The 25156-nt window shown below is 71.7% G+C and carries 20 protein-coding genes and 1 pseudogene; 14 read left to right on the top strand and 7 right to left on the bottom strand.

Features of this window, described 5'->3' with window-relative positions:
* The first annotated feature begins 20 nt into the window (after nucleotides 1-20).
* Complete coding sequence (locus K5O09_RS03310) at nucleotides 21-1052, top strand: LacI family DNA-binding transcriptional regulator (protein ID WP_222171441.1); 1032 nt, start codon at nucleotides 21-23, stop codon at nucleotides 1050-1052.
* A 60-nt stretch (nucleotides 1053-1112) separates the two neighbouring features.
* Here K5O09_RS03310 and K5O09_RS03315 read toward each other — a convergent pair whose 3' ends face one another.
* The gene (locus tag K5O09_RS03315; RefSeq protein WP_222171442.1) at nucleotides 1113-2153 is read right to left on the bottom strand and encodes a LacI family DNA-binding transcriptional regulator; all 1041 of its coding nucleotides are present in this window, start codon (nucleotides 2151-2153) and stop codon (nucleotides 1113-1115) included.
* Between the two features lie 189 nt (nucleotides 2154-2342).
* On the opposite strand from K5O09_RS03315, the gene K5O09_RS03320 reads away from it, so the two are divergent.
* The 11 genes and pseudogenes from K5O09_RS03320 to K5O09_RS03370 all read left to right on the top strand — a co-directional run bounded on the left by K5O09_RS03320 (nucleotide 2343) and on the right by K5O09_RS03370 (nucleotide 16779).
* On the top strand, nucleotides 2343-3992 hold the full coding sequence (locus tag K5O09_RS03320; RefSeq protein WP_222171443.1) for a beta-xylosidase: 1650 nt from the start codon (nucleotides 2343-2345) through the stop codon (nucleotides 3990-3992).
* Between the two features lie 40 nt (nucleotides 3993-4032).
* The gene (locus K5O09_RS03325; protein WP_222171444.1) at nucleotides 4033-5349 is read left to right on the top strand and encodes an extracellular solute-binding protein; all 1317 of its coding nucleotides are present in this window, start codon (nucleotides 4033-4035) and stop codon (nucleotides 5347-5349) included.
* Nucleotides 5350-5461: 112 nt separating this feature from the next.
* Nucleotides 5462-6625: a carbohydrate ABC transporter permease gene (locus K5O09_RS03330; protein WP_222171445.1), complete on the top strand. Its 1164-nt coding sequence runs from the start codon at nucleotides 5462-5464 to the stop codon at nucleotides 6623-6625.
* Nucleotides 6622-7551 carry a carbohydrate ABC transporter permease gene (locus tag K5O09_RS03335; RefSeq protein ID WP_222171446.1) on the top strand — a complete coding sequence of 310 codons (930 nt, stop codon included), beginning with the start codon at nucleotides 6622-6624 and terminating at the stop codon, nucleotides 7549-7551. The genes K5O09_RS03330 and K5O09_RS03335 overlap by 4 nt, the downstream gene beginning before the upstream one ends.
* Before the next feature lie 718 nt (nucleotides 7552-8269).
* Nucleotides 8270-10438 (top strand): DEAD/DEAH box helicase, encoded by a 2169-nt coding sequence (locus tag K5O09_RS03340; protein ID WP_222171447.1) that lies wholly within the window; start codon nucleotides 8270-8272, stop codon nucleotides 10436-10438.
* A gap of 78 nt (nucleotides 10439-10516) precedes the next feature.
* Complete coding sequence (locus K5O09_RS03345; protein ID WP_222171448.1) at nucleotides 10517-11029, top strand: helix-turn-helix domain-containing protein; 513 nt, start codon at nucleotides 10517-10519, stop codon at nucleotides 11027-11029.
* Between the two features lie 230 nt (nucleotides 11030-11259).
* Nucleotides 11260-13221: an ATP-dependent endonuclease gene (locus K5O09_RS03350; RefSeq protein WP_222171449.1), complete on the top strand. Its 1962-nt coding sequence runs from the start codon at nucleotides 11260-11262 to the stop codon at nucleotides 13219-13221.
* 146 nt (nucleotides 13222-13367) lie between these two features.
* Nucleotides 13368-14590: pseudogene (locus K5O09_RS03355) on the top strand (low temperature requirement protein A).
* A gap of 148 nt (nucleotides 14591-14738) precedes the next feature.
* Nucleotides 14739-15038 (top strand): hypothetical protein, encoded by a 300-nt coding sequence (locus tag K5O09_RS03360; protein ID WP_222171450.1) that lies wholly within the window; start codon nucleotides 14739-14741, stop codon nucleotides 15036-15038.
* 32 nt (nucleotides 15039-15070) lie between these two features.
* Nucleotides 15071-16270 (top strand): hypothetical protein, encoded by a 1200-nt coding sequence (locus K5O09_RS03365; protein ID WP_222171451.1) that lies wholly within the window; start codon nucleotides 15071-15073, stop codon nucleotides 16268-16270.
* A gap of 152 nt (nucleotides 16271-16422) precedes the next feature.
* Nucleotides 16423-16779, top strand: coding sequence for a hypothetical protein (locus K5O09_RS03370; RefSeq protein ID WP_222171452.1), 357 nt, complete (start codon nucleotides 16423-16425; stop codon nucleotides 16777-16779).
* 65 nt (nucleotides 16780-16844) lie between these two features.
* Here K5O09_RS03370 and K5O09_RS03375 read toward each other — a convergent pair whose 3' ends face one another.
* The 4 genes from K5O09_RS03375 to K5O09_RS19090 form a co-directional block, all read right to left on the bottom strand.
* Nucleotides 16845-17492 (bottom strand): hypothetical protein, encoded by a 648-nt coding sequence (locus K5O09_RS03375; RefSeq protein WP_222171453.1) that lies wholly within the window; start codon nucleotides 17490-17492, stop codon nucleotides 16845-16847.
* 213 nt (nucleotides 17493-17705) lie between these two features.
* Nucleotides 17706-18275 carry a hypothetical protein gene (locus K5O09_RS03380; protein ID WP_222171454.1) on the bottom strand — a complete coding sequence of 190 codons (570 nt, stop codon included), beginning with the start codon at nucleotides 18273-18275 and terminating at the stop codon, nucleotides 17706-17708.
* 137 nt (nucleotides 18276-18412) lie between these two features.
* Nucleotides 18413-19000: a nuclease-related domain-containing protein gene (locus K5O09_RS03385; RefSeq protein WP_255596044.1), complete on the bottom strand. Its 588-nt coding sequence runs from the start codon at nucleotides 18998-19000 to the stop codon at nucleotides 18413-18415.
* A complete protein-coding gene (locus tag K5O09_RS19090) occupies nucleotides 18967-19392 on the bottom strand; it encodes a hypothetical protein (protein WP_255596046.1) in 426 nt (141 codons plus the stop codon). Before K5O09_RS19090 ends, K5O09_RS03385 begins: the two co-directional genes overlap by 34 nt.
* A gap of 241 nt (nucleotides 19393-19633) precedes the next feature.
* Between K5O09_RS19090 and K5O09_RS03390 the strand changes: the two genes are divergently transcribed.
* Both K5O09_RS03390 and K5O09_RS03395 read left to right on the top strand, forming a co-directional pair.
* Complete coding sequence (locus tag K5O09_RS03390) at nucleotides 19634-20137, top strand: hypothetical protein (protein WP_222171456.1); 504 nt, start codon at nucleotides 19634-19636, stop codon at nucleotides 20135-20137.
* 150 nt (nucleotides 20138-20287) lie between these two features.
* The gene (locus K5O09_RS03395) at nucleotides 20288-21106 is read left to right on the top strand and encodes a hypothetical protein (protein WP_222171457.1); all 819 of its coding nucleotides are present in this window, start codon (nucleotides 20288-20290) and stop codon (nucleotides 21104-21106) included.
* A gap of 488 nt (nucleotides 21107-21594) precedes the next feature.
* On the opposite strand, the gene K5O09_RS03400 is transcribed toward K5O09_RS03395, so the two are convergent.
* Nucleotides 21595-23922, bottom strand: a complete 2328-nt coding sequence (locus tag K5O09_RS03400) for a glycerophosphodiester phosphodiesterase family protein (RefSeq protein WP_222171458.1) — start codon at nucleotides 23920-23922, stop codon at nucleotides 21595-21597.
* A 180-nt stretch (nucleotides 23923-24102) separates the two neighbouring features.
* Nucleotides 24103-25137 carry a LacI family DNA-binding transcriptional regulator gene (locus K5O09_RS03405; protein WP_222171459.1) on the bottom strand — a complete coding sequence of 345 codons (1035 nt, stop codon included), beginning with the start codon at nucleotides 25135-25137 and terminating at the stop codon, nucleotides 24103-24105.
* Nucleotides 25138-25156 lie beyond the last annotated feature (19 nt).

Here is a 25156-nt window from a genome sequence, read left to right on the forward strand (position 1 = left end):
CTTTCGCTAGACTTCCCCGCATGTCAGACCGCCCGCGCAGGCCCACACTCGAGCAGGTCGCCGCCGCCGCCGGGGTGTCGACGTCGACCGCGTCCAAGGTGCTCAACGGCCGCCCCGGCATCTCCGCGGAGACCCGGCGGCGCGTCGAGGAGGCCATCGACGCGCTCGGCTACGCGCCCACCACCGGGCCGCGCGCCGGCACGCCGCCGGTCGGGGTGGCCGTGGTGTTCCGGACGCTGTCGGACATCTACGCGATGCGGGTGCTGGAGGGCGTCGTCGCCTCCGCGCGGGAGCACGGCATCGAGGTCGCGGTCGACGTGCTCGACGTGCCCGGCGGCAGCACACCGCCGCTGTCCCCGGGCTGGATCCGACGACAGGCAGCTCCCGACCGCGCCGGCGTCGTCCTCGTGACGTTGCAGACCACCCCCGAGCAGCAGGCCCTCCTGCGGGACCTCGGCGTCGCGACCGTCCACATCGACCCCGTGAACCCGCTGGACGACTCGACGGTCTCCGTCGGCTCCACCAACTTCTCCGGCGGGGTGCAGGCCACCCGCCACCTGCTGGACCTCGGGCACCGCCGCATCGCGTTCGCCGGCGGGGCCGAGTCGTTCCTGCCGTCCTCGGAGCGGCTCCAGGGCTACCTCAGCATGATGCGCGCCGGCGGCGGCCAGGTGGACGAGGCCCTCGTGCGCTCGCGGGCGCACACGTTCGCGGCGGGGCTCGAGATGGCGGACCACGTCCTGGACCAGGCCGAGCGGCCGACGGCGGTGTTCGCGGCGTCCGACTCGATCGCGCTCGGCGTGCTCGCGTCCGCGCAGCGGCACGGGCTGCGCGTGCCGCAGGACCTGTCCGTCGTGGGGTTCGACGACAGCCCGGCGGCCTCGTCCTCCGCGCCGCCGCTCACCACCGTCCGGCAGCCGGTCGTCGAGATGGGCCGGGTCGCGCTGCGCACCCTGCTGCAGCTCGCGCGCGGCGAGGGCGTCGACTCCCACCACGTGCAGCTCTCGACCACCCTCGTGGTGCGGGAGTCGACGGCGCCGCCGGCGGGGTGACGGCCGGGTGCGACGCCGGCCCGGGCCGGTGCGCTCCCGACCAGGTCCGGCACCCCGTGCTCAGGCCGGCGCGGGGCCCGTGCTCGCGCGCACCGTCAGCGAGGTCGCCAGCTCGACGTGCCGCGACGCGGGCCGGCCGCCGTCGGCCATCGCGAGCACGGTCTGCACGGCCATCCGCCCCATCTCCTCCAGGTGCTGGTGCACGGTGGTGAGCGGCGGCGTGGTCCAGGCGGCCTGCGGGGTGTCGTCGAACCCGGTGACGCTGAGCTGCTCCGGCACGCGCACCCCCAGCGCGTGGGCCGCGGCCAGCACGCCGACGGCGATCTCGTCGTCGCCGCCCATGATCGCCGTCGGCGGTTCGTCGAGGGTCAGCAGCTCGTGCGCGTGCCGGGTGCCGGGCGCGACCGCGAACTGGTCGGACCGCACGAGCGCCGGGTCGACGGTGAGCCCGGCGGCGTCGAGCGCCGCCTGGTAGCCGTAGAGCCGGTCCCGCGCGGCGTCGGAGGCCTCGGGGCCGCCGATCCAGCCGATGCGCCGGTGGCCGAGGCCGATGAGGTGCTCGGTGGCGGTGCGCGCGCCGGCCCAGTTGCTCGACCCGACGCTCACCATGTGCCGGTGCCGGGTGTCGACCGGGTCGACCATGACGAACGGCAGGTCCGCGTCGCTCGCCGCGCGGATGAGCCCGTCGGGCGCGGTCAGCGTCAGGCCGATGATGCCGACCACGCCGGCGGCGCGCTGGTCGGCCACCCACTCGCGGGCGACCGTGCGCTGCGTGCGGGACGCCCGCTCGGGGGCGAGGCGCACCAGCAGGTCGACCTGCTCGGCGGTCGCGGCGTCGATGGTGCCCTGGAGGACGCCGAGGATGTACGGCGAGGCGGGGATGTCGAAGACGACCGCGACGGCGCGGCGCGACGTGACCGGCGCGAGGCTCGTCGTGGGGCGGTAGCCGATCTCGGCGACCGCGGCGAGGATCCGCTCGCGGGTGTCGGCGGAGACGTCGTCCCGGCCGTTCAGCGCCTTGGAGACGGTGGCCTTGGACACGCCGGCGGCCGCGGCGACGTCGGACAGGGTGGCGCGCCGCCGCTCCGGACCACTCGACATGGAGCTCCTCAGATCGAAACTGTTTCGCCACTCTATAACAGTCGGCGCGCAGAAAGCACCGATTCGGGACCGGGTGTTGCCAGACGGTGCGCCGACCCTCTACGGTCAAGCCACGATACAGGTTGCGAAACTGTTTCGAACTCACGAGGGGCCGCACGGCAGCGGCCCCGCCGACCAAAGGAGGTCTGCGTGCCTGTCGACGCACCGCCGTCAACCCTACTGATCGACGGTCGCCCCGCGGCTGAGATCGAGCTGCGGCACGTCTGGAGCCAGTGCCTCGGCGCCGGCCGGGCCAACGAGGCGCTGCGCGTCGACTGGCAGGACCACTTCCGCGAGGCCGTGGAGGTGCTCGGGGCCCGCTCCGTGCGGTTCCACGGGGTGTTCCACGACGACATGTTCGTGTACCGCGCGACCAACGGCGGCGGGTTCGGCCCGCCCACACCGCTCGAGAAGCCGGTCTACACGTTCGCGTACGTCGACAAGGTGGTCGACGCGATCCTCGACGCCGGTGCCCGCCCGTTCGTCGAGCTCGGCTTCATGCCGCGCGAGCTCGCCCGGGACACCGAGACGCTGTTCTGGTGGAAGGCCCACGGCAGCCCGCCCACGGACATGGACGCGTGGGTCGACCTCGTCACCGCCACCGTCCAGCACTGGGTCGACCGGTACGGCGTCGAGGAGGTGCGCCGCTGGCCGTTCGAGGTGTGGAACGAGCCGAACCTCGTGCCGCACTTCTGGACCGGCACCAGGACGGAGTACTTCGAGCTCTACGCCGCCACCGCCCGTGCGGTGAAGGGCGTCGACGCGCAGCTCCGGGTCGGCGGCCCGTCGTCGTCGGTGTTCGTCCCGGACGCCCGCTACGACGGCGAGTACCACGACCCCTCGCTCGAGGGCGCGACCGCCGAGGCGCCCGACCCCGACGTGCTGCCGTGGAAGCCGGTCTGGATCCACGAGCTCATCGCGTACTGCGCCGAGCGGGACCTGCCGATCGACTTCCTGTCGACCCACCTGTACCCGACGGACTTCGCGTTCGACACCCAGGGGGTCGGCCGGCCGATCAGCCGCCACCGCGACGCGACCCGCGACGACCTGCGCCTGCTCCGCGAGATCATCGCCGCGAGCCCGTACCCGGACGCCGAGCTGCACATCACCGAGTGGTCGACGTCGCCGTCCAGCCGTGACCGCATGCACGACACCCTGTTCGCCGCCACGTACATCACGCGGGCGTTCCTGCAGTGCCAGGACCTCGCCGACTCGATCTCGTACTGGACGTTCACGGACGTGTTCGAGGAGGGCGGCGGCGGCATCGGCCCGTTCCACGGCGGGTTCGGGTTCGTCAACGAGCAGGGCCTGCACAAGCCGACGTTCCACGCCATGGCGATGCTGAACCGCCTCGGCGACCGGATGCTGCTGCAGACCGAGCACGGGGTGCTGACCCGCACCGCCGACGACGCCGTCGCCGGGGTGTTCTTCAACTACCCCGAGTCGATGGGCTCCCGCTCCGTCGGCAGCGCCAACAGCTACGCCGCGACCCGCGCGCTGGCCTCCGAGGGGCCCGCCCGCCGGATCACGCACACCGTCGCCGGCCTGCCCGCCGGCGCCGCGTACACCGTCGAGGTCCTCGACTGGGAGCACGGGAACGTCGCGGAGGAGTGGTTCCGCCGCGGCGAGCCCCTCAACCTGTCGCGCCGCGACGTCGCCGAGCTCGCCGAGGTCGCCGACGCCCTGGACCGCCGCACCGTCACGGTCGGCGCCGACGGCGTGCTGGTGATCGACCTCGACCTGCCCGCCTGGGCGGTGGCGTCGATCGCCCCCGCCACCACCGACCACGACTCCCGCTGAAACGCCCGCTGGAAACCGGAAACCGGAAAGGACCTCACCGATGAGGATCACCCGCAAGTCCGCAGGAGCAGCCGTTGCCGCTGCCGTCACGGCTCTCGCTCTCACCGCGTGCGGCGGTGGCGGCGGGGGCGGCGGCACCGCCGAGGAGCCGAGCGAGGACAACAAGCCCGACAAGCTGACCGTCGCCGCGTGGATGGACTTCCCGCAGGAGCTGCTCGACTCGTTCGAGGAGGAGACCGGCATCGAGGTCGTCGTCAACTCGTTCCCCGACGGCGCCTCCGCCCAGACCGTCCTGCGCAACGGCCTGTCCTCCGACGGCGCCGGCCTGTCCGACGTCCACCTGGTCGAGCTCGACTGGTGGGCCGAGATGATGGCCGTCCCGGAGGACTGGGTCGAGCTGCCCGAGATCCCGGACCGCTGGGTCGACTGGAAGGTCACGCAGGGCTCCGTCGACGGCGCGATCACCGGCTACGGCACCGACATCGGCCCGCTCGCCATCGCGTTCAACGAGACCATGACGGCCGAGGCCGGCGTCGCGACCGACCCGGAGTCGCTGGGCGAGTTCATCGGCGGGGACGACGCCACCTGGCAGACGTTCCTCGACGCCGGCCGCGAGTACGTCGCCGCCAGCGACAACTACTTCATCGACTCGCTGACCAACGCGTTCCAGGCCGCCATCAACCTGCTCCCGGCCGCGTTCGAGGACCCGGAGTCCGGCCTGCCGTACGACCTGTCGGAGAACACCGAGGTCAAGGACCTCTTCATGATGTTCGCCGACGCCGCCGAGGACGACATCTCCGCCGGCATCGCCATCGGCCACGCCGACTGGGGCGCCGGGTTCCAGAACGAGCAGTGGGCCACCGTGGTCACGCCCGCCTGGATGACCGGGATCATCGCGGACAACGCCGACGGCATCGACGGCTGGCGCATCGCCAGCACGTTCCCCGACGGCGGCGGCAACTGGGGCGGCTCGTTCTTCGCCGTCCCGTCGACCGGCGAGAACACCGCGTGGGCCACCGAGCTCGCGGACTACCTGACCTCGCCCGACGCGGCGATCGACTGGTTCAACACCACCGGCCAGTTCCCGTCGCAGCTCGAGGCCATGTCCGCCCCCGAGATCGCCGAGTCGACCAACCCGTTCTTCGGCGACCAGCAGGTCGGCAAGATCTACGGCGACCTCGCGGCTGCGGCCGGTGACGCCGCGGCCGGCGGCTACCGCGGCGAGAACTTCGCCGGCATCCAGACCCTCGTCACGGACGGCATCCGCCTGGTCGAGTCCGACAGCGCCACCGCGCAGGAGGCGTGGGACTCCGTGGTCGCGAACTTCGACGCCCTGGGCTTCGAGACCGCGAGCTGACCCGACGCGGCCGGCGCCCCCGCGAGGGCGCCGGCCGCGACCGGGGCTGCCGGCCGGTGTGCGCGCCGGCCGGCAGCCCGTCCACCAGACGCACGTCACGGAAGGCTCACGCATGTCATCCAGATCGGCGGCACCGGGTGCGGTGCGCCGCGTGGGGTGGGGTCAGCGGCTCTCGCGGTGGGACATCAAGGTCTCGCCGTACCTGTACGTCTCGCCCTTCTTCATCCTGTTCGCGGTCTTCGGGGCGTTCCCGCTCCTGTTCAACGTCGTCGTGGCCCTGCACGACTGGCACCGTCGCGCCGGCATGGGCGACTTCGTCGGGTTCGACAACTTCACGTGGGTGCTGAAGCAGCCGCTGTTCTGGCGCTCCCTGGAGAACACGTTCTCGATCTTCCTGTGGGGCAGCGTCCCGCAGCTCGTCCTCGCGCTGCTCATCGCGGCGGTGCTCGACCAGAACCTGCGCGCCCGGACGTTCTGGCGCATGAGCGTGCTGGTCCCGTTCGTCGTCATGCCCGTCGCGACGTCCATGATCTTCGGTCAGGTCTTCGGGCAGTTCGGGCTGCTGGTGCCGAACCTGCACGACCTGGGGCTGCTCACCGGGCTCGACTCGCCGTTCTTCCAGGACCGGATGCTGTCGCACATGGCGATCGGCTCGATGGTCGTGTTCCGGTGGACCGGCTACAACGCGCTGATCTTCCTCGCCGCCATGCAGGCCGTGCCGCGCGAGCTCTACGAGGCGTCCACCGTCGACGGCGCGAGCCGCACCCGGCAGTTCTTCTCCGTGACGATCCCGAGCATCCGGCCGACCATGATCTTCGTCATCCTCACGATGACGATCGGCGGGCTGCAGATCTTCGACGAGGCCCGCATGTTCGACGGCGGCGGCACCGGCGGCGGCAAGGGCGGCGCCGACAACCAGTGGACGACCGTCGTGCTCTACCTCTACGAGCTCGGCTTCGGCGACTGGCAGGACCGCCTCGGCCAGGCCGCGGCCGTCGGGTGGATCTTCGCGCTCATCATCGCCGTGTTCTCCCTGGTGAACTTCCTGCTCACCCGGTCCATCTCGTCCACGCAGTCGAAGGCGTCCCGCGTCACCCGCGCGCAGCACCGCGCGGCGGTCGACCGGGCGCGGGCCGTCGCGGCCGGGTCCCTCCCGTCGGGCGCGCCGGTCGCCGCGTCCGCGCCGCAGGGGCCCGAGACGGTGGCGGCACCGGCGGCAGGGCCGCCCGGGTCGTCCTCCGACGTCGACCCATCTGAGGAAGGAGTGCGGTCGTGAGCACCGGATTCATCGAGAACACCGCGGGCCGCGGGGCCGCCGCCTACGCCAAGAAGCGCGCCCGGCGCGGCCGGCCCGTCCCGCAGCACGAGTCGTCCGGCCGCCGGCCCGGGTGGGTCACGTACGTGATCCTCACGGTCGTGTTCGTGGTGTCCGTCTTCCCGCTGTACGCCTCGGCGATGTACGGGTCGTCCACCACGCAGGAGATCGCGCGCGCCGTCGGCAACCTGCCCACGTGGTTCCCGACGCTCGTGCTGATCGAGAACTTCGGCGAGGTGTTCAACGCCTCCCAGTTCAACTTCTGGATGGCGTTCCTCAACTCCGTCCTCGTGGCCGTCGCCGTCACGGCGTCGACGGTGTTCTTCTCGACGCTCGCCGGGTTCAGCTTCGCGAAGCTCACGTTCCGGGGGCGGCAGGCGCTGTACGTCACCGTCATCGCGACCATGGCGATCCCCGCGCAGGTCGGCACCATCCCGATGTTCATCATGATGAACGACTTCGGGTGGATCGACTCGCTGCTCGCCCTGACGGTCCCGACGCTCGTCACGGCGTTCGGCGTGTTCTGGATGACGCAGTACCTGCAGGAGGCGCTGCCGTTCGAGCTCGTCGAGGCCGCCCGCGTCGACGGCGCGTCGATGTTCCGCACGTTCTGGTCGATCGCACTGCCGGCCGCCCGACCCGCCGCGGCGACGCTCGCGCTGTTCACGTTCGTCGGGTCGTGGAACAGCTTCTTCTGGCCGTCGGTGGTCATGCGGTCGCAGCTCACGATGCCGCTGGTGGTGCCGCAGCTCAAGGGGGCGTTCACCACCGACACCGGGCTGGTGATGTCCGGGGTGTTCCTCGTGGCGGCGCCGCTGCTCGTGGTGTTCGTCGTCGCGGGCAAGCAGCTGGTCTCCGGCGTCATGGCGGGGGCGGTCAAGGGCTGACGCCCGCCTCCGCGGCGGCGCGAGGTCGTCACGTCGGGCCGAGGTCGTCAGCCCGGCGTGACGACCTCGGCCGCACCTGACGGCCTCGGGCCGCACCTGACGGCTTCGGCCGCACCTGACGGCTTCGGCCGCACCTGACGGCCTCGGGCCGCTGCCGACGGAACCGCGTGTCGGCGCGTCCGCGGGGTGCGGTGACACGCGGGGGCTCCGCGGCGTTAGGCTGCTCCCGACGGCGACGCACCCACGGTGGTCCGCGTCGTGGTCCCGCGAGGCGTATGGCGGCGTGCCACCCCCGGGTGGCCGGTGGAGTCACTCCTGCCGGGGGCGCAGGCTCGGCCCTGACCGCGGCGCTCCGGCGCGTGCCGGGAGGTCCCGGTCGGCCGGCGGCGCGCACATGCACCACGGTGGCGTGCGGTGCCGGGTGTCCGGCCGGGTCCGGGCGCTCGGATCGTCCGGGGTTCCCGACGGTCGGGGTGCCGGGGCGGTCGGGTCGTCCCGGGCGGCCGGGTGGACCTGGGCGGCTGGATCGTCCCGGGCAGCCGGGTCGTCCTGGGCGGTCGGGTCGTCCTGGGCGGTCGGGGGTCCCGGGCGGTTCGGGGGTTCCGGCGGTGCGGGTGTCCGGGCGGTGTCCGTCCCGGGCGTCGCGGACGCGTGTGCTGCGCAGCCGTCGCGTGCCGCGCCGGCGTCGTCGCTGCGGTCGGTCGTCGAAGGAGGAGATGTGGCAGGAGCGGGCTCGGGTCGACGGCGGTCCGGTGGTGGGCGCTCCGCGTCCGGCGGTGGCGGTGCCGCCACCGCGCAGCGACGTCGTGCGCCGCGCCGCTCCGAGGAGGGGCTCATCCCCGTCCTCGCTGCCGCGGCCCGCGACGTCGACGGGATCGTCCGCCGACCCCCGACGCGCCCGGCCGTCCGCACCAAGTTCCAGGTCGTCGCGCTGCTGGTCCGCGAGGAGCGCGCCCGCGTGATGGGTGACGCCGAGCTGGGGCAGGCGCGCCGCACCGAGCAGCTCAAGCGCCTCGACGGCGTCGCGACGCTGCTCGCGAAGATCGCCGCCCGCGACACGTCCTTGCTGGCGCTGCTCGGCGACGACGCCCGGGTGTCCGAGGCCGCGCGCACCCTCAAGGCCACGATGATGCGCGCCGGCGGCCTGGAGCCCCCGGAGGAGCCCGAGGAGCCCGCGCCCGTGCAGCCCGAGCCGGGCGCCGAGAAGCGCGTCGTGCCCCGCTCCGTGGTCGCCCGCCAGCTCGCGAACCCGTTCCTGGCCCCCGACTTCGAGGCCGCCGCCGAGCGGATGGCCGGCCGCCCGCGCCGCCTCGCCGGCTGGGAGCTGCTCGAGCCGCTGTTCCGGTCGTTCGAGCAGGCGCCCGCCGGTGCGCCCGCGTGCATGCCGCTGCCCGGCGGCCAGCTCGTCCAGGTGCCCGCGGGGCGTGAGCTCATGCCGCACCAGGCGCAGGTCGTCGCCGCGACCGCCGCCGGCCACCGCACGTACCTGCTGGCCGACGAGCCCGGCCTCGGCAAGACCGCCCAGGCGCTGCTGTCCGCCCGCGCAGCGGAGGCGTACCCGCTGCTCGTCGTCGTCCCCAACGTCGTCAAGACCAACTGGGCGCACGAGGTCCGCATGTGGACGCCCGAGCGGCAGCCCACCGTCGTGCACGGCGACGGCGAGGGCGTGAACGGCTTCGCGGACGTCGTGATCGTCAACTACGAGCTGCTGGACCGGCACGTCGGCTGGCTCGGCGACTTCGGGTTCCGCGGCATGGTGGTCGACGAGGCGCACTTCATCAAGAACAAGGGCTCGCAGCGCTCGCGGCACGTGCTCGCGCTGTCCCAGCGGATCCGGGAGCGCGCGCCCCGCCCGCTGCTCATGGCGCTCACCGGCACGCCGCTCATCAACGACATCGAGGACTTCCGGGCGATCTGGCAGTACCTCGGCTGGATCGACGACGAGAAGCCGCTCGGTCGCCTCATGACCGCCCTGGAGGAGACCGGCCTGACGCCCGCCGACCGCGGGTTCTCCGCCGCCGCGCGCACTGCCGTCATCGACATGGGCATCGTCCGGCGTCGCAAGATCGACGTCGTCGCCGACATCCCCGCCCGCCGCGTCGCGGACCTGCCCGTCGAGCTGGACGGCGCGGTCGGCCGCTCCATCCGGGCCGCCGAGGAGGCGCTCACCCGCCGCATGGTCGAGCGGTACCACGCCGCGCTCGCCGCCCGCTCCGAGGTCTCCGACGGCCTCGACCGCGAGCTGGTGCGCCGCGTCGCCGCCACGGAGCTCAAGGACTCCAGCAGCAAGGGCGGCGGCGAGAACGTCTTCACGATGGTCCGCCGCATCGGCCAGGCGAAGGCCGGCCTGGCCGCCGACTACGCCGCCCAGCTCGCCCGCAACGTCGGCAAGGTCGTGTTCTTCGCCAAGCACGTCGACGTCATGGACACCGCCGAGCAGCTGTTCGCCGACCGCGGCATCCGGTACGCGTCGATCCGCGGCGACCAGACCCCGAAGGCCCGTGAGAAGAACGTCACCGCGTTCACCGACGACCCCGAGGTGCAGATCGTCGTCTGCTCCCTCATGGCCGCCGGCGTCGGCCTCAACCTGCAGGTCGCGTCCAACATGGTGCTCGCCGAGCTCTCCTGGACGGACGCGGAGCAGACCCAGGCCATCGACCGCATCCACCGCATCGGCCAGTCCGAGCCCGTCACCGCCTGGCGGATCATCGCCGCCCAGACCGTCGACGCGAAGATCGCCGAGCTCATCGACGCCAAGTCCGGGCTCGCGGCACGGGCGCTCGACGGTGCGGGGGAGCAGGAGGACGCCGGGGCGACCGACGTGCAGCTCGAGACGCTCGTGGGGCTGCTGACGGAGGCGCTGGAGGCGGAGGCCGCCCGGGGCTGAGCGACGGGACGGAGCGAGGTCGTCCCCAGGCCCGGTCGCGCTCTTGCGAATGTTTCGTTTCTCGCGCATCGTGTGCGTATGAGCGCCGCCCTTGCCGCCAGGACCACGCTGCCACCCTCCGAGGGTGCCGAGGTCGAGTCGGTGAGGCTGCTCGCGCGCGCTCTCGAGCAGCCGACGGCCCGGCTCGTCGCCCCGGACGGGACCGCCGTCGACATCCCGTCCCCGGTGCACGACGTGCTCGTACGGGTCGTCGAGGCGATGGAGGCCGGTCGGGCGATCACCGTCGCTCCCGTGGAGCAGCGGCTGACGACCTCCCAGGCGGCCGACTTCCTGGGCGTCTCCCGGCCCACGGTCGTGAAGCTCCTCGAGGAGGGTCGGATCCCGTTCGAGCGGGTCACTCGGCACCGCCGGGTGCGCCTCGACGACCTGCTCGCGTTCCGGGACGACCGACGGCGCGAACAGCGCGCGCAGCTCGACGACATCACGCGCCAGGCGGTGGCCGACGGGCTCTACGACGCCGCCGCCTCCGACTACGAGAACGCCCTCCGTCGCGCTCGTGCGGGCGGGGGCGACGGCGCGAGCGACCGGTAGCGGGGATCCGTGAGCTTCGGGGCGCTGCTCGACGCCTGCGTGCTCGTCCCCGCCTCGCTGGCCGACACGCTCCTTCGCGCGGCGGAGGCGGGGACGCTTCTCGCGCGCTGCCTGAGAGCGCTCTAGTGCTACGCCAACCGGGGGACCGCGAGGGGTGCTGCCCGCCCGCCATGCTTGCTGGCGCTAGCGTCGCTCGATAACGCGGAGTCCGGGCGTACTGGACGTGCTGGATGTTGGCCGGGGACCGTGAGCAGGTTCGGTGCGTCTGGTTCGGCATGCTGGCTCTAGACGGAGTCTCGGCGTGCCGCGGGAGCGAGGAGTGGTGGGTGCGTTACTCGCGGTTTCGGATCTCGAACTTTCGAGGCGTTCGCGACGCGACGCTCGACTTGATGGCGGCTGGGCCAGATTCGAGGATATCGACGCTCGTCGGGCTAAACGAGAGTGGAAAGACAACGATCCTCGAAGCCATCGAGAGCTTCCTCCCAACACAGGATGGCGAGAACACGGAAGTCAGGCCCAATGAGCTGACCGGCTGGATACAGTCCGACCTTGACGCCCTTGTCCCCATCTCCGAGCGAAGCAACTTCAACGGGAAGGTACAGATATCTGCGCGGGTGCGCCTAGAGCCTGATGACGTCGCTCACATAAAGAAGGCAGTTCAGAAGAGAACCGGATTCCGCGTCTCTTCCCTTCGCTCGGAGCTCGAAGTTACGGTGTCGCACTCGTTCAAGAATAGCCGATTCGTGGGCACAGCCACTGCATGGTCCTCGGTCCTGGGCGTGGGCTATAAGGCGAACGGCAGAGTCGAGCGAGATCTCGGGTCCTCTAGTGAGAACCTAGCATGGCGCGCTGCTGTTGGCGCCATCAGGGAGCGCTTGCCGCGGATCTGGTACTTTCCGAACTTCTTGTTCGAGTTTCCGAGGGTGATCACTCTGACTATTTCGCCCGACGAAACCTCAACGAACAGGTTCTATCGTCAGCTCTTCCAAGACATCCTTGACGCGCTGGGTCGCGACTTGCGGCTCGATGAACACGTGGTCGCTCGCGCGCTGTCTCGCGAGTCTGGTGACCTCCAAAACCTGCGCCAGGTCTTGCTCGAAGTTAGCCGTGAGGTCACGAACTCGGTCGTAGCATCGTGGAGTCGCCTTTTCGACCGCGGAGACGACCTTCAAGGCAAACGTGTTGTGGTTGACCTAGTCGATCCGCAGCGGGTCGGACCTGGTGAGGTGGCCGTCGAGTTCCTGCTGGAGGATGCTGACGGCATGTTCGGCATACACGAGCGCTCTCTGGGTTTCCGGTGGTTCTTCGTGTATCTGCTTCTGACGCACTACCGTGGCAGGCGCAGGTCGGAGGAAAGCGAAATACTGTTCTTGTTTGACGAGCCAGCGTCGAACCTCCACTCAACCGCACAGGCTGCCCTTCTTGAGAGTCTGGGCAAACTGGCCGAGCATTCAAGCGTGATATTCACGACACATAGCCACCACTTGATAAATCCGGCATGGCTCTCCAGCGCGTTCGTCGTCGCCAACGACGGCGTGGATCCAAGAGTAATAACGTCGAAGGTCGCGGCACGGCGAACAGACATTAGGGTCGAACCGCTCCAGCAGTTTGCTTCGCAACACCCGAATCGCACCCATTATTTTCAGCCGATTCTGGACGTGTTGCAGTATCGGCCGTCGGAACTCGAGCACATTCCCTCGGTGGTCATGACCGAGGGGAAGACTGACTATTACGCGCTGAGGTACTACTCGGAGGTCATCCGCGGCGCCAACGCCGTTGATCGCCTGAACATACTTCCAGGTACGGGATCGGGCTCACTTCTTCCGGTGATACAAATGTACCTGGCCTGGTCCAGGCCGTTTGTAGTATTGCTGGACAGTGACGCCGCCGGCGATCGTGCCCGCGAGAGGTATCTTCGGCAGTTGGGTCCGGCATTGGCAGGCGTGGTCGTCGACCTGGCGTCGCTCTGTGGTGATAGTGCTGTTTCTGCGATGGAGTCGCTGTTCTCCACGGAGGACCGGCTGAAGGTTCAAAGGTCCGTCGATGCCGCGGCGACTCGATTCTCAAAGAAGACCTTCGCGCGAGGGATCGAGTATCTCTATGCGACTCGAACTGCCGTAGAACTCGACCCGCGGACGTGTGCGCGACTCGATACTGTGCTTTGCACGGTGCGAAGCCTGTTGAGCGGATAGTGTCGTGAGACCGGACGATGCGGGTCACCGACGGGCGGGCGAGGTGTTGCCTGGCGCTGTCGGGCTGGCGGACATGACACGGTCCGTGAAGTGACGAGGCGCCGTTCGCTACCGCGTCCCCGCGCGTCGCCCCGCTGCGGGTGCGGATGGTCGGGCGGGACCCGCTGGAGCGGCTGCGGACCGCGACGCCGCTGGAGCTGCTGTTCGACCTGACGTTCGTCATCGCGTTCGGGCGGACGGCGGAGGAACTCGCCGTCCTGGTCGCGGACGGGCACGTCGGCGCGGCGGTCACCGGGTTCGCGTTCGCGACGTTCGCCGTGTCCTGGGCGTGGATCAACTTCACGTGGTTCGCCTCGGCGTACGACACCGACGACTGGCTGTTCCGGCTCACCACGATGGTCCAGATGGTCGGCGTGCTCATCCTGGCGCTGGGCGTCCCGCCGATGTTCGAGTCCCTCGCCGCGGGGGAGCACCTCGACGACCGGGTGCTCGTGCTCGGCTACGTCGTGATGCGCGTGCCGATGGTCCTGCAGTGGAGCCGCGCGGCGCTCGCCGATCCGGCTCGCCGGCCGAGCATCGCGGTGTTCATCGCGACCCTGCTCGCCGCGCAGGCCGGGTGGGTGGCGCTCGCGCTGGTCGACGTCCCGACGGTCACGGCGCTCGCCCTCGTCGTCCCGCTCATGGTGCTCGAGGCCGTCGGCCCGGTCGTCGCCGAGCGCGTGCACGGCGGCACCCCCTGGCACCCCACCACATCGCCGAGCGGTACGGGCTGGTCGTCATCATCGCCGTCGGCGAGGGGCTCACCGGCACGACGTTCGCGCTCGCCGCGATCCTCGAGGAGTCCGGCTGGACCGTCGAGACCGCGCTGCTCGGGCTCGCCGGCGTGGCCCTGACGTTCGGCCTGTGGTGGGCGTACGACGTCATGCCGAGCGGTGCGCTCCTGGCCGCGCGCCGGCGGCGGTCGTTCGCGTGGGGGTACGGGCACATCGTGCTGTTCGGCTCGATCGTCGCGACCGGTGGCGGGCTGCACGCGGCGGCGTTCTCGCTGGAGGGCGCCAGCGCGCTGGGGCGGGTCGGGACGCTGCTCACGGTCGCCGTGCCCGTGACGGTCTACGTGGCGACGTTCACCGCGCTGTTCGGGGCGCTGAGCCGGGAACGCGGGCGCGTCCACCTCGGGCTCGCGTCGGCGTCGCTCGCCGTGGTGGTGGCGGCCGTGGCGCTGGTCGCCGCGGGGGCGCCGCTCGTGTGGGGGCTGCTCGTGCTGGCGCTCGTGCCGTGGGTGACGGTCGTCGGGCACGGGCTCGCTGGGCGGTGGGCGGCAGACAACCCCGCAGGGTGGGAAAGCGCGGAAGGCGACCCGCGCCGCTAGTGGTGCCGTGCCGACGAACCGGCCGTGCACCTGACCGATTGGCCCCTCTTGCCCATTGGGGGCCGCGGCCCCAGATGCCACGTCGTGAGTCACCTTCCCGGCACCTGTCCGGGCGGACGATCTAGCGTCCGGTGCCTGGGAGGTGCACGTGAAGGGGGAGATGACCGCCGATGATGGTGAGCTGCGCGCGCTCGCGACGACGCTGAGCGGGTTGAGCGCCGAGGCGCGCGGGATCGACGCGTCCGACGCGGTCGCCGCTGCGGGGGCGGCCGTGCCCGGCTCGCACGTCGGGTCGATCTCCGCGCCCGTTGCGTCTGCGCTGGCACGAGTCGCCTGCGCGACGGCCGATCGGCTGATGGGGCTCGGAGATACCGCCCGAGCCAACGCCTCCGCCTACGTCCGAGCGGACGAGATCCCTGCGCACCTGTTCGACAGGCTCGGCCGTTGAGACCTTCACTCCCGACGCTCCGGCTCTGGCAGATGGACGGTCTCTGGTCTCACGCCGCTCGGTTGAGATCGTCGGCCGAGCGCCTGGAGCGCCTTGCGCACGATCTCGTACGCACCGTGGACGAGACGACGCCGAGCTGGTCCGGTGAGGCCGCCGAACGCGCCCGCGAGGCGGTCGCCGCGGAGCGGGCATCCATGCTGCGGGTGGTCGACCTCTGGACCTCGGCGGCAGGCGCGGTGGGGGCTGCAGCCACCCACATCGGAGACCTCCGGTCGCGGATCCTGCTGCTGGCCGACGGCGCGCCACGTGACGGCCTGCGGGTCGACGACGCCGGCGAGGTCACGGTCGCAGTCCCGATGCAGGACCTTGTCGGCTGGGCGCGGGCGCGGGTGCTCGCGCCGGTGTTCGAGCTCCAGATCTCAGGACTCCTCAGCGCGATCGACCGGGCCGACAGGGATGCGGCAGGTGCGCTCGCGGCTGCGGCAGGCGACGAGGTCGATGTGCTCACCCTCATGGCATCGGTGCCCGACGGGGACGGGATCGATCTGACACAGCCCGGCCCAGACGGGTTCCGGATCGGAGCCCCGGATCGGCCCACGATCGACTGGGACGAGGACTACGTGTGGGGATCCGCGACTCCGACTGCGGGCGACTGGACGGCGGCGGCGCAGTGGCGGGCCAAGATGGCTGCCGCCCGCCTCGTCCGGGGCGATCTCGACGACGCGCTCGATGCGTACTCGCACTACTGGAGCAACACCGGGGAGCTGTTCACGATCGACTACGACCGTGCGAGCCGGCAGGACGCAGGAATCGAAGCGAACGTCCGCGCGGAGATCGCACGTGCCGTCGCCGGGGCTGATCGCCTCGCCTCCGGTGGGGTGACAGAGTTCGCCATGACGGGAGGCGCGAGCGCGACGAGCTCCTACCCCGTCACCGAGAACTGGCAGAAGACCGTCGGTGGGTACCAGCAGTGGAGCAGCGCGGACGTCGTGGTGCACGCTGGGACAGTGAGCATGACCGTCACGGTGCACGCCGAGGACTACTACAACTTCAACCGCGGTCAGGCGGACATCGCCAGCGGTGCGCCGGACGACGAGAACGGTCGGTTCACCGAGGTCGGGTGGGCGAGGCCGTTCCCCACGACAGGCTCCTTGACGCGGACCGTCACGTGGCCGCTCGGGGCGCCGGGTGCCGCGACGACGGAACCGGCCCCGAACGGGGCCGACAGATGAGCGGTCACCGTGTGCGCCTGGCGTGCGGTCTCGTGTGGCTGTCGGCACTCAGCGGCTGTCTGGTGGCATGCGCGCCCGGGTCGACCGACGAACCTACGAGCTCGAGGAGTGCGATGACCAGCGAGGCGTCGAGGAAGACAGGTGAGAGGACGATGCGCCGAGATGTCGAACCGCTGGCGTCGCGCATCCCAGCGCTCACCCAGGTCACTGACCCGATGTGGTTCAGCGGGACGTTGGGCGACCCGGACGCGCCGGGCCCGTCGCTGTACTGGATCGACGCTGTGGTCACCTTGCCCCCGGACGCGGCGGACGCTCTGCGGGAGTCGCTCGACCTCACACCCACGGTCGACAGGCCGGGGGTGGTCGACGACCTGGTGCCCGCACTGCCGGCAGGAGATCTCCTGGCCGGGCCGCAGCTCGATGAGGCCTTCTCCGCAGGTGGCTGGCGGTCGACAGCGTTCCTCGAGGCCAGCGGGGACCGCCTGGTGCTGACCGTCGTCGGGCAGTAGTCGTCGGGCCGCGGGGCCGCCGAGGTCGTTCGGCGGCCCCGCGATCCGTGGAGGTCCTGCCGACGTCAGCTCTCCGACGCGGCGCCGCGGTCCACGAGCGTGAACACGCTGGCCGGGCTGGACGGGTCCGGCTCGATCGCGAGGCCGCCCTCCTGGTCCGCGACCACGACGCCCGCCTCCGACGAGATGTTCACCTGGTCCGGCTGGTCGAGCATCCCGACCTGGATCTGCTGGTCCGCGGCCGCCGGGTCGCACGTCGCCACCGTCACGACGCCGTCGCCCGGGATGCTCAGGCAGGACGGCTCCGCGTCCGTCGTCGCGACGGTCCGCACCTGGAACGCCGAGCCGTTCGGCTCGAACACCCACGTGGTCGGCACCCCGCCGGCCTCCGCCGGGTCGGTCACCGTGGTGACGCCACCCTCGACCGTCGTGGTCACCCACTCACCGCCGTACGTCTGGATGTCGACCTGGTGCGTCCCCGCGAGCAGGTCGTCGCCGGCGGGGGCCGACGCGTCGTCATCGGCGCCGTCGTCGGCGGGGTCCGTGGTCGTGACGGGGTCGGGCGCCGGCGCCGTGGTGCCGGTGCTCTCCGTGTCGTCGTCGCCGCCGGTGCACGCCGACGTCCCGACGACGAGGGCACCCGCGGCGAGGGCGAGCACGAACGCGCGAGGAGCGCGAGCGCGGGTCCAGGGGCGGGTGGGGGTCGTGGTCACGGGATGTCCTCCAGCGGGTCGGCCCGATCGCGGCTCGATCGGCGGGTGCCGCGAGGGTCCGGCGGATCGTCCCGCACGGCCCTCACCTCGAACGTAACGGGCGAGGGGGGTGGTGCAAGCGGGATCGGGTCGTGGCCGACGGTCTGTCACCGGATCGGGCTGCCCGCCGCCGCAGCGGTCGGCAGCACCGCGGGGAGCGCCGGGTCGACCGGGTCAGGACAGCCGGCGGGCGATGTGGCGGTCGACGTCGTCGTCCGTCGGGACGCCGTACAGCGGGTCGGAGAGCCGGGACCAGTCGCCGAACTCGGGCCTGTCGAGCCAGAACCCCGCGACGGGCGCGTCGTGGAGCTCGACCTCCTCGCCCACGGGGTTGCCGGTCTCGACGTACAGGACGGTGCCGCTCCCGTCGGGGGCGAAGCGGGCGATCGTGTGGCCGAGCGACTCCAGCCCGTAGACGTAGAAGCGATCTCCGTCGGGATAGCGGTAGTCGAGGGTGGTCTCGCGCCACAGCCTGCCGCTGTGCGGCACGTAGTCGATCTGGCGGTAGAGCGTGCCCGCCGAGGTGAAGAACGAGCACCTGAACCCGCCTGACGTGGACGCCCCGATGACCCAGCGCTGCCGAGGGCGACCGTCGTCCAGCCGTTCCTGGGCGTCGACGACGCTCAGGAGATCGCTCTGCTGCTCGTAGATCGCGCGTGCGCGCCGCTCGTCGTACCAGCCCACGCCGGGGAAGGGGAGCCGTGTGTCGCTGCTCCAGCCGCCGGTGTACAGGACGTCGGTCATGTCGCTCCTCACGGGTCCAGACGGTAGATCGTGCCCCGGGGCGGTATGGCCCTCACCTCGGACGTAGCGGACGTGGGTTGCGGTACCGAGCGGGTTCGGAAGCGTCGGATGCCCGCCACGCGTGCCCGACGTCGGCCTCACGCGGGAGGCAGTGCACCGGCCAACGCGCGGTGCGCGGCATCGACAGCCGCCTGATCCAACGTCCCCTCCGCCCGCAGACGCTCGCTGAGCTTCTTCGGCCACAGCACAGCGACGCCGCCGGTGACGAACGACCCGCCGATCAGCGGCCAGTCCGCGTCCACGAAGCACAGGACCCCGTGCACAGGGACGTCATCCATGCCCGCCGCAGCGAGGGCGTCACGCACGACGCCGACCTGCTTCTGCACGCCGGCGACGAGCGCCGTGCAGTTCCTGCCGCCGACCACCAGCTTCTCGACCCGCGGTCGCAGGATCCCGCCCTCGACCCGGAGCGCCGGCCGGCCGCGGTACCGCTTCGCGTCGACCACGTGCACGCCACTGGCGGCGACGGCGATGTGATCGATGTTCGCGCGGCTGCGAGGGATGCGCCGATCGTGCAGCAGGCGGACGCCGCGGTCGGTCAGCCCGTTGGGCGCCGATCCGAGCAGCTCCTCCCCGCGCGCGCCCCGAGCCCACGCGGTCGTGCTCTGCGGGTCGTCGGACAGCGCCAGGATCAGCCCGCCCAACCGGGGGTGCGCGGCCCGCACGCGCTCCTCACGCTGGTGGTGTCGACCCGCGGCCAGACGTCTGGCTCCGCGACTCCCATCGCCGGGTTCACGGCGGTGAGCGCCTCGAAGCGGACGTCGTCGTCGCTGATGACGAGGACGTCCACTGCGACCTCGCTGGGGACGGTGCGGAGCATGCGCCGACCCCACAGCGCGATGGCGGCGGGGACGGCGAGGAAGAGCAGCAGGACCAGCGTCCGCGGACGGAAGCCCTCGATGGCGTTGACCGCGATCAGCGGCACGAGGAGGAGAGCCGACACGAACAGCGCGAGCCGCATCGCGGCCGTGCCCCGGAGCACCGGGTCGCGGGTGGCGCGACGCTCCAGCGCCTGCCGCGTCTCCGGCCGGAGCTGCACGACGAGGGGTTCAGCCACGCATGACACCTTCCGGTTGGTTCGTGTCCACTGAACCACGCCCGGCACCGGGTCGAGCCGACGCACTCACAGCGCGTGCGCGGTCGCGTTCACCCACCCGGGGGAATGCCGATGCGGAGAGTTGGAGCGCCCGGCGAGGACGACGTGCGAGGCCGATGTCAGGTGGTACCCCAGACAGATGCGCTACGAGAGGCCGCCCGCTTGGCGCTATTACCCGCAGCCGGATCGCCCGAGAACCGAGATGCGTCAGCTGATCGACGCTGTGACCGCGCTCGGGCCGTGGCTGCGGGACGAGTGGTGGCCCAGTGAACAGACGGATACCACGAAGATCACGGCGGCCCTCGAACCGTTCCTGCCGCCGGATCGCGGCGTGTCGACGGCACTGAATGCGCTGCGTCCCGGATGGAATCTCGAGACGCGGGAACACTACCCGGAGATGCCCTTCCTCTACGGCGAGGGTGACCAGAGCATCAAGAGCGTGCGGCCGGACGCCGTCCACGTGGACGAGCATTCGCGGCTCACCCTCGTGGAGATCGAGGGCGGTGGAGCAGAGACCAACTACCGTGGAATGAAGGACATCGTCGAATCCCTCCTCCTCCCGGAGGTCGACTATCTCGCGCTGGTCGTCCCGTTCCGGGCGCACCACACGAAGCCGTACGACACCTACAACAACCTCGTGACGTCCCTGTATGCGCAGCGCGTCATCCAAGGGCATCTCGAAGGCCTGCTCGTGATGGGTTACTGAACTCCCGAGTTCACCTGCCGGGACGGCGACCGGAGGAAGTGGAGCCCGGGGCGCCGCTGCGGTGGGAGATGCTGTGGCAGTCGTCGGTGACGGCCTGTCTGACGCATGGGAGTCGATCTTCGGATGAGCGCTGCGCCACCCTCGGGCGGAATGCCCTCGAGCGGGTCCGGTCGTCCTGATCCGCTCGCTGCCCTGGGCGCCGAGCTCGACCGTCGGGAGAGGGCGGCCCGCAGGCGGGAGATCCCGGTCGTCGCCGGTCTCGTCGTGTTCGGAGCCGTTCTCGCGGGCGGGGGAGCTCCCAGCGCTCTGCTCGTCCTGATCGGCTCCTGGGTCGCGGGCTTCGGGTTGCTCCTCCTCGTCGGTCGTTCCGTCCGGGACCGTGAGGAGCGGGGCGTCGGGCGGAGGAGCGCGGTCACCGTTGCGGAGCTCGATGGCGCGAGAGCGACCGTGCTGCCCGAGCACGGGACCCGGGCGATGCTCACCGCTGGTGTGACCGCGTACCCGGGCCTGCTGTTCCTCGCTCTCGCGGTCCTGGGTGCTGTCCGAGGCCTGCACCTCGCGCTCGTCGTGGTCGCGGGAGTCGTGGGAGCGGGCTTCGTGACGGCGGCCGTGCGTCAGGCGTTGCGTGCCCGGCGCGCGGGAGTCTGGCTGACGCCGGCGTCGCTCGTCGTCGTCCGGCGTGACTCCCGGCAGAGCGTGGCGTGGCGCGACGTCGTGGCGATCAGCGAACCTCGCGGACCCGCGGAGCTCGTGGTGGTGCGCGCGAGGTCGGGCGCGGCGGTGGAGTCGGCCGGGCGGCCCCGGCCGTCGGCCGGGCTTGCCGAGGAGGTCGTCATCTCGTCGGCATCGACTGCGATCGGCGCGCCGTCGATCGCGCGGGTGCTCCGGCACTACGCCTCCGGCGCGGACACTGCCGTGCTGGGAACTGCAGCGAGCGTGCTTGTGGTTCGCGATCTGGCCCGATCGTGATCGCTGGTCCGCCCTCGCGTGCTCTGAGTCGGCGCGAGTGACCGTCGTTCCGGCGTGCGTCGTCTGCACGACGACCGCCTTCTCAGGGGCGGCACGAGCCGTTCATCGTGGACGACGTCCCGACCTGGACCAGGCTGTGGCGTTGCGCAATGCGGGACCCTGTGGCTGGAGGGGACGCCCATCCCCGAGAGCAGTGGGCGTCGACGAGGCCGATGCCGCGGCTCCACGGTGGCGCGACGCGGACGCCTGGATCACGGAGACGTCGCTGCGCGACCTCCTCCGGATGTACGCGGACGGCTCGATCGACGAACGGCCGGCGCACGGAGACGGAGTCGGACCGGCGGAGGGGCGACGCTCGCCGCACGCAGTGAGGCGACCTCGCACGCGAGCTCGAGGCACCCATCCGGAGGGGGACTGCGTGCGATCCAGCAGCTCGCGCGCCTCCCCGCGGCCGACGAGGACTCATCGAGCCCCGACCCGCCGCGCCCCTACGACCCGTCCCCCGTCACCACCGGCGCGAACCCGAGCGGCTGCAGCGGCACCCGGTTCGTGCGGGCGTTCCACGAGGTCGTCGCGGTGACCCACCCCCACTGCCCGTTGACCCTGCGGATGAGCCCCGCGTCGATGTCCTGGTGCTTGTCGACGGTCAGCGTGCCCTGCGCGATCTTGTCGTCCGCGGAGCCGCCGTCGGCGTCCCAGAGGTCGAACGTGATCGACGCCAGGTCGTGGCCGGGCGCGTCGTAGGAGTGCAGCGGGGCGGACTGGCCGGGCCGGATGCTGATCCACTCCCAGCGGTTGAGCAGGAAGTTGTAGCTCGACCAGCCGCTCGGCTGGTCGGGGTGGCGCGTCCGGATGGTGCCGAACAGGTCACCGGGGTTCTCGTCGTCGATGCGGCCGATCGTGACGTTGCGCAGCTCGATGGTGGTCCAGTACCGCTGCACGGTGTACACGATGGTGGCGGAGCCGAAGGTCTCCCGGGATCCGGTGCCGGGGATGTGGTGGATCTCGCCGCGTCGGGTGGTGACCGTGTAGACGCCGTCGGGGGTGCCGGCAGGCAGGTCGATGACCCGTTTGGCGATGAGGTCGTGCGCGGAGGCGTCCCGGTCACGGTCCCACAGCTCCACGTCGAGGGTGCCGCCGCGGAAGAGCGCCTGACCGCCGGCGTCGATGCGCACCTCGGGGGCCGAGGGGTAGTGGGACCGCGAGTCCGATCTCGCGACGTCGAGCGGTGACCTGCCGACGGTGCTGGTGTCACGCAGCTCGACGGTGCCGTACAGGTCGCCGGGGTCCTCGTCGTCGATGTCGGTGACCCGCACGGATCGGACGGAGACCATCATCATCGTCGGACTGAGCCGGCGGGTCCCCTGGTTGACGGCGGGGCTGATGAGGGAGTTCATCGCCGCGGGGGCGGGGTCGACCCGCGTCTGCCCGACAGGTCGCCCGAGGTCGTGGAGCTTGTTCTGGGAGTGGAAGAACGCGTCGATGCTGTCGGTGTCGTCGGCGGTGAGGACGGTCGCGCCGATGTCCTGCATCCACGGCAGGATCGTGCGCTGCTCGTTCTGCTCGGGGTCGTTGCCGGTGTCCGCGAGGCGGAGCTCCAGGGCGTAGCAGCAGCGCGAGTCGTTCTGGAAGTACGCCTCGCGTGGCGTGATCGGCGTGGCGCTGCCGACGACGCTCGGCAGCGCCTGGTCCCAGTCGACCGTGCCGGACCGCCACATCACCCAGTCGGGGACGGGCACGAACTGACCGAGCGGCTTGTCCGACGCCCGGACGAGGGCGGTGAGCCGGGCCATGGTGCCGGGGCGGGCGTTGGCCTCGGTGACGGTGAGGGGCGCGTAGTACTCGACGTCGCGGAACGGCTGCGGTGCGGAGGCGCCGTGGGCGGAGCCCTTCCGGTGGCGCGTCTCGTAGAAGCCCGCCGAGTCCTTCATGGTGACCTCGACGCTGAGCACGCCGTCCGTGGTGGCGTTCGCCTTCGCCCAGGTGGAGGTCGCGTAGTAGCTGGGCGTCTGGCCGGAGGGGGTGCCCAGGTCGGTGCGGCGGTCGACGTCGTCGGCGATGACCCGGCTGACCATGACCTGCGTGAGCGGGGTGCGCGGCAGCCCGGCGATGCCGGCGGTCGCCTGCCGCCACGAGGCGAACGTCGGGTAGGCGTTGAGCCGGATCTTGAACACCACCCGGTCGAAGATCGAGGCCTGCGGGTGCCTCTGGTGGTACGTCAGCGTCTCGCGGACAGCCGGCAGGATGTCGGCGTTGTCCTTGATCTCGACGAACAGCAGCGACGGGCCGCCCCGCTCGACGGCGTCGGCCAGGAACTCCTCGAACGTCACGATGCTCCACTCGGACGGCCGGCGGTCGATCGTCACGAGGCGCTTCTGCTGCAGCTGGGTGAGCGTGAGGCTGGTGAGCGCGGCATTCGGGCCGGTGTTCCGCTCGGGGTCGTAGGTCGGCTCCATCATCTTGCCGACGTGGGTGTCGTGGAACATGACGAGCTTGCCGTCGGCGGTGTGCCGCAGGTCGGTCTCGACGCCGGGACGGCACCGGTCGTACGACCGCCGGAACGCGCCGAGGCTGTTCTCCGGGGTGGCGGCGTCGAAGTCGCCGCGGTGCCGGACGGTCGTGAACTGCTGCTGGCCCCGGAGGCCCTGCAGACCGGTGAGCACCTGCGCGGCGGTCTTCGTGCACGCCGTCGCGGCGGCGGTCGCCGTGACCGTGGCCGTCGGCTCTGGCGGTGCCGCCGCGGCCGCCACGGTGGCGGGCAGCACGCAGGCCGCCCCGACCAGGACGCCCAGCGCGCGCAGCATCGATCTCCTCATGACGGCTCCCTCGCTCGTCGCAGTGATCAGCGCGTCGGTGCCGCCACGCGCCGCGCCCAGGACCAGGCGCCGCAGGGGCCCGACGCCCGCGACGCTAGGACCGCCCCGTCGGAGCTTCCGAGGGGAGTTCCCACGGATGACGACAGGTGGTCAGCCGAGGCGCGACCGGTGAGGTAGCGGTCAGTCGTCGGCGGCCACGCGGCCGACCGAGCCGTGCTCGAGCAGCTCGCCGCGCAGCGACTCGTGCACCGGCTCCTCGGGCTCGCCCTGCATGAGCCGCGCGAGGTGCCCCACCACCTGGTCGGCGAGCTCCTCGACCGGCAGCCGGACGCTGGTGAGCCCGATGAGGTCGAGCCCGGGCAGCACGCCGTCGCAGCCGGTCACGGACAGGTCGCCGGGCACGGACACGCCGCGGGCGCGGGCCTGCCGCAGCACCTCGAGCGCCCGCAGGTCGGTCGGGCACATCACGGCGGTCACCACGTCGTGGCGGGCCAGCTCGAGCACGCGCGCGACGCCGTCGGTGGTCTCGCGGACGGGCACGGGCACCGGCTCGGCGCCCGCGGCCTCCAACAGGCGGGCGGCGCTCGACGCGCGCACCGACTCGGGCAGTGACACCTCGCGGTCGGGGGTGAGGACGGCGACGCGCCGGTGCCCCCGGGACAGCACGTGCTCGACGAGCAGCCGTGCGTGGTGCGCCTCGTCGTAGGCGACGGCGTGGATCTCGGGGTCGGACTCGGGGCGGCCGGCGCGGATCATCGGCACGGCGTCGCGGAACGGCAGCAGGTGCTCGGACGGGACGTCGCCGGTCGCGACGACGAGGCCGCTGACGCGCATCCCGAGCAGGCGGCGCAGGCCCGCGACCTGCCGCGACGCCCCGACGTCGCCGGTGGCCGTGACGGTGAGCACCTCGATGCCCCGGCGGTGCGCGGACGCCTGGAGGCTGGCGTGCAGCAGACCGTAGGCCGGGTTGGACGAGTCGCGGAGCAGCAGGCCGACGGTGCGGGTGCGCCCGGCGGCGAGCTCGCTCGCCATGACGTTGGGCACGTACCCCACGCGGTCGGCCATCTCGAGCACGCGCCGCCGGGTGGGGGCGGACACCCGGCCGGTGCCGTGCAGGGCGCGGGACACGGTCGCCCGGGAGACGCCGAGCCGCAGCGCCAGGTACTCCTCCGTGATCGGACGGCGCGGGGCCGGTCCGCCGGCGGGGTCGCTCACGTCGCCCATGCTAGGGGCG

Origin of the sequence: Cellulomonas sp. C5510, assembly GCF_019797765.1 — a bacterium.
GTDB lineage: Bacteria > Actinomycetota > Actinomycetes > Actinomycetales > Cellulomonadaceae > Cellulomonas.

Excerpts from the sequence above, each read along its gene's own strand:
- K5O09_RS03310 (WP_222171441.1), top strand. The coding sequence starts at position 21 with ATGTCAGACCGCCCGCGCAGGCCCACACTCGAGCAGGTCGCCGCCGCC.
- K5O09_RS03315 (WP_222171442.1), bottom strand. The coding sequence starts at position 2,153 with ATGTCGAGTGGTCCGGAGCGGCGGCGCGCCACCCTGTCCGACGTCGCC.
- K5O09_RS03325 (WP_222171444.1), top strand. The coding sequence starts at position 4,033 with ATGAGGATCACCCGCAAGTCCGCAGGAGCAGCCGTTGCCGCTGCCGTC.
- K5O09_RS03330 (WP_222171445.1), top strand. The coding sequence starts at position 5,462 with ATGTCATCCAGATCGGCGGCACCGGGTGCGGTGCGCCGCGTGGGGTGG.
- K5O09_RS03345 (WP_222171448.1), top strand. The coding sequence starts at position 10,517 with ATGAGCGCCGCCCTTGCCGCCAGGACCACGCTGCCACCCTCCGAGGGT.
- K5O09_RS03350 (WP_222171449.1), top strand. The coding sequence starts at position 11,260 with ATGTTGGCCGGGGACCGTGAGCAGGTTCGGTGCGTCTGGTTCGGCATG.
- K5O09_RS03365 (WP_222171451.1), top strand. The coding sequence starts at position 15,071 with ATGGACGGTCTCTGGTCTCACGCCGCTCGGTTGAGATCGTCGGCCGAG.
- K5O09_RS03370 (WP_222171452.1), top strand. The coding sequence starts at position 16,423 with ATGCGCCGAGATGTCGAACCGCTGGCGTCGCGCATCCCAGCGCTCACC.
- K5O09_RS03380 (WP_222171454.1), bottom strand. The coding sequence starts at position 18,275 with ATGACCGACGTCCTGTACACCGGCGGCTGGAGCAGCGACACACGGCTC.
- K5O09_RS03390 (WP_222171456.1), top strand. The coding sequence starts at position 19,634 with ATGCGTCAGCTGATCGACGCTGTGACCGCGCTCGGGCCGTGGCTGCGG.
- K5O09_RS03395 (WP_222171457.1), top strand. The coding sequence starts at position 20,288 with ATGCCCTCGAGCGGGTCCGGTCGTCCTGATCCGCTCGCTGCCCTGGGC.
- K5O09_RS03400 (WP_222171458.1), bottom strand. The coding sequence starts at position 23,922 with ATGAGGAGATCGATGCTGCGCGCGCTGGGCGTCCTGGTCGGGGCGGCC.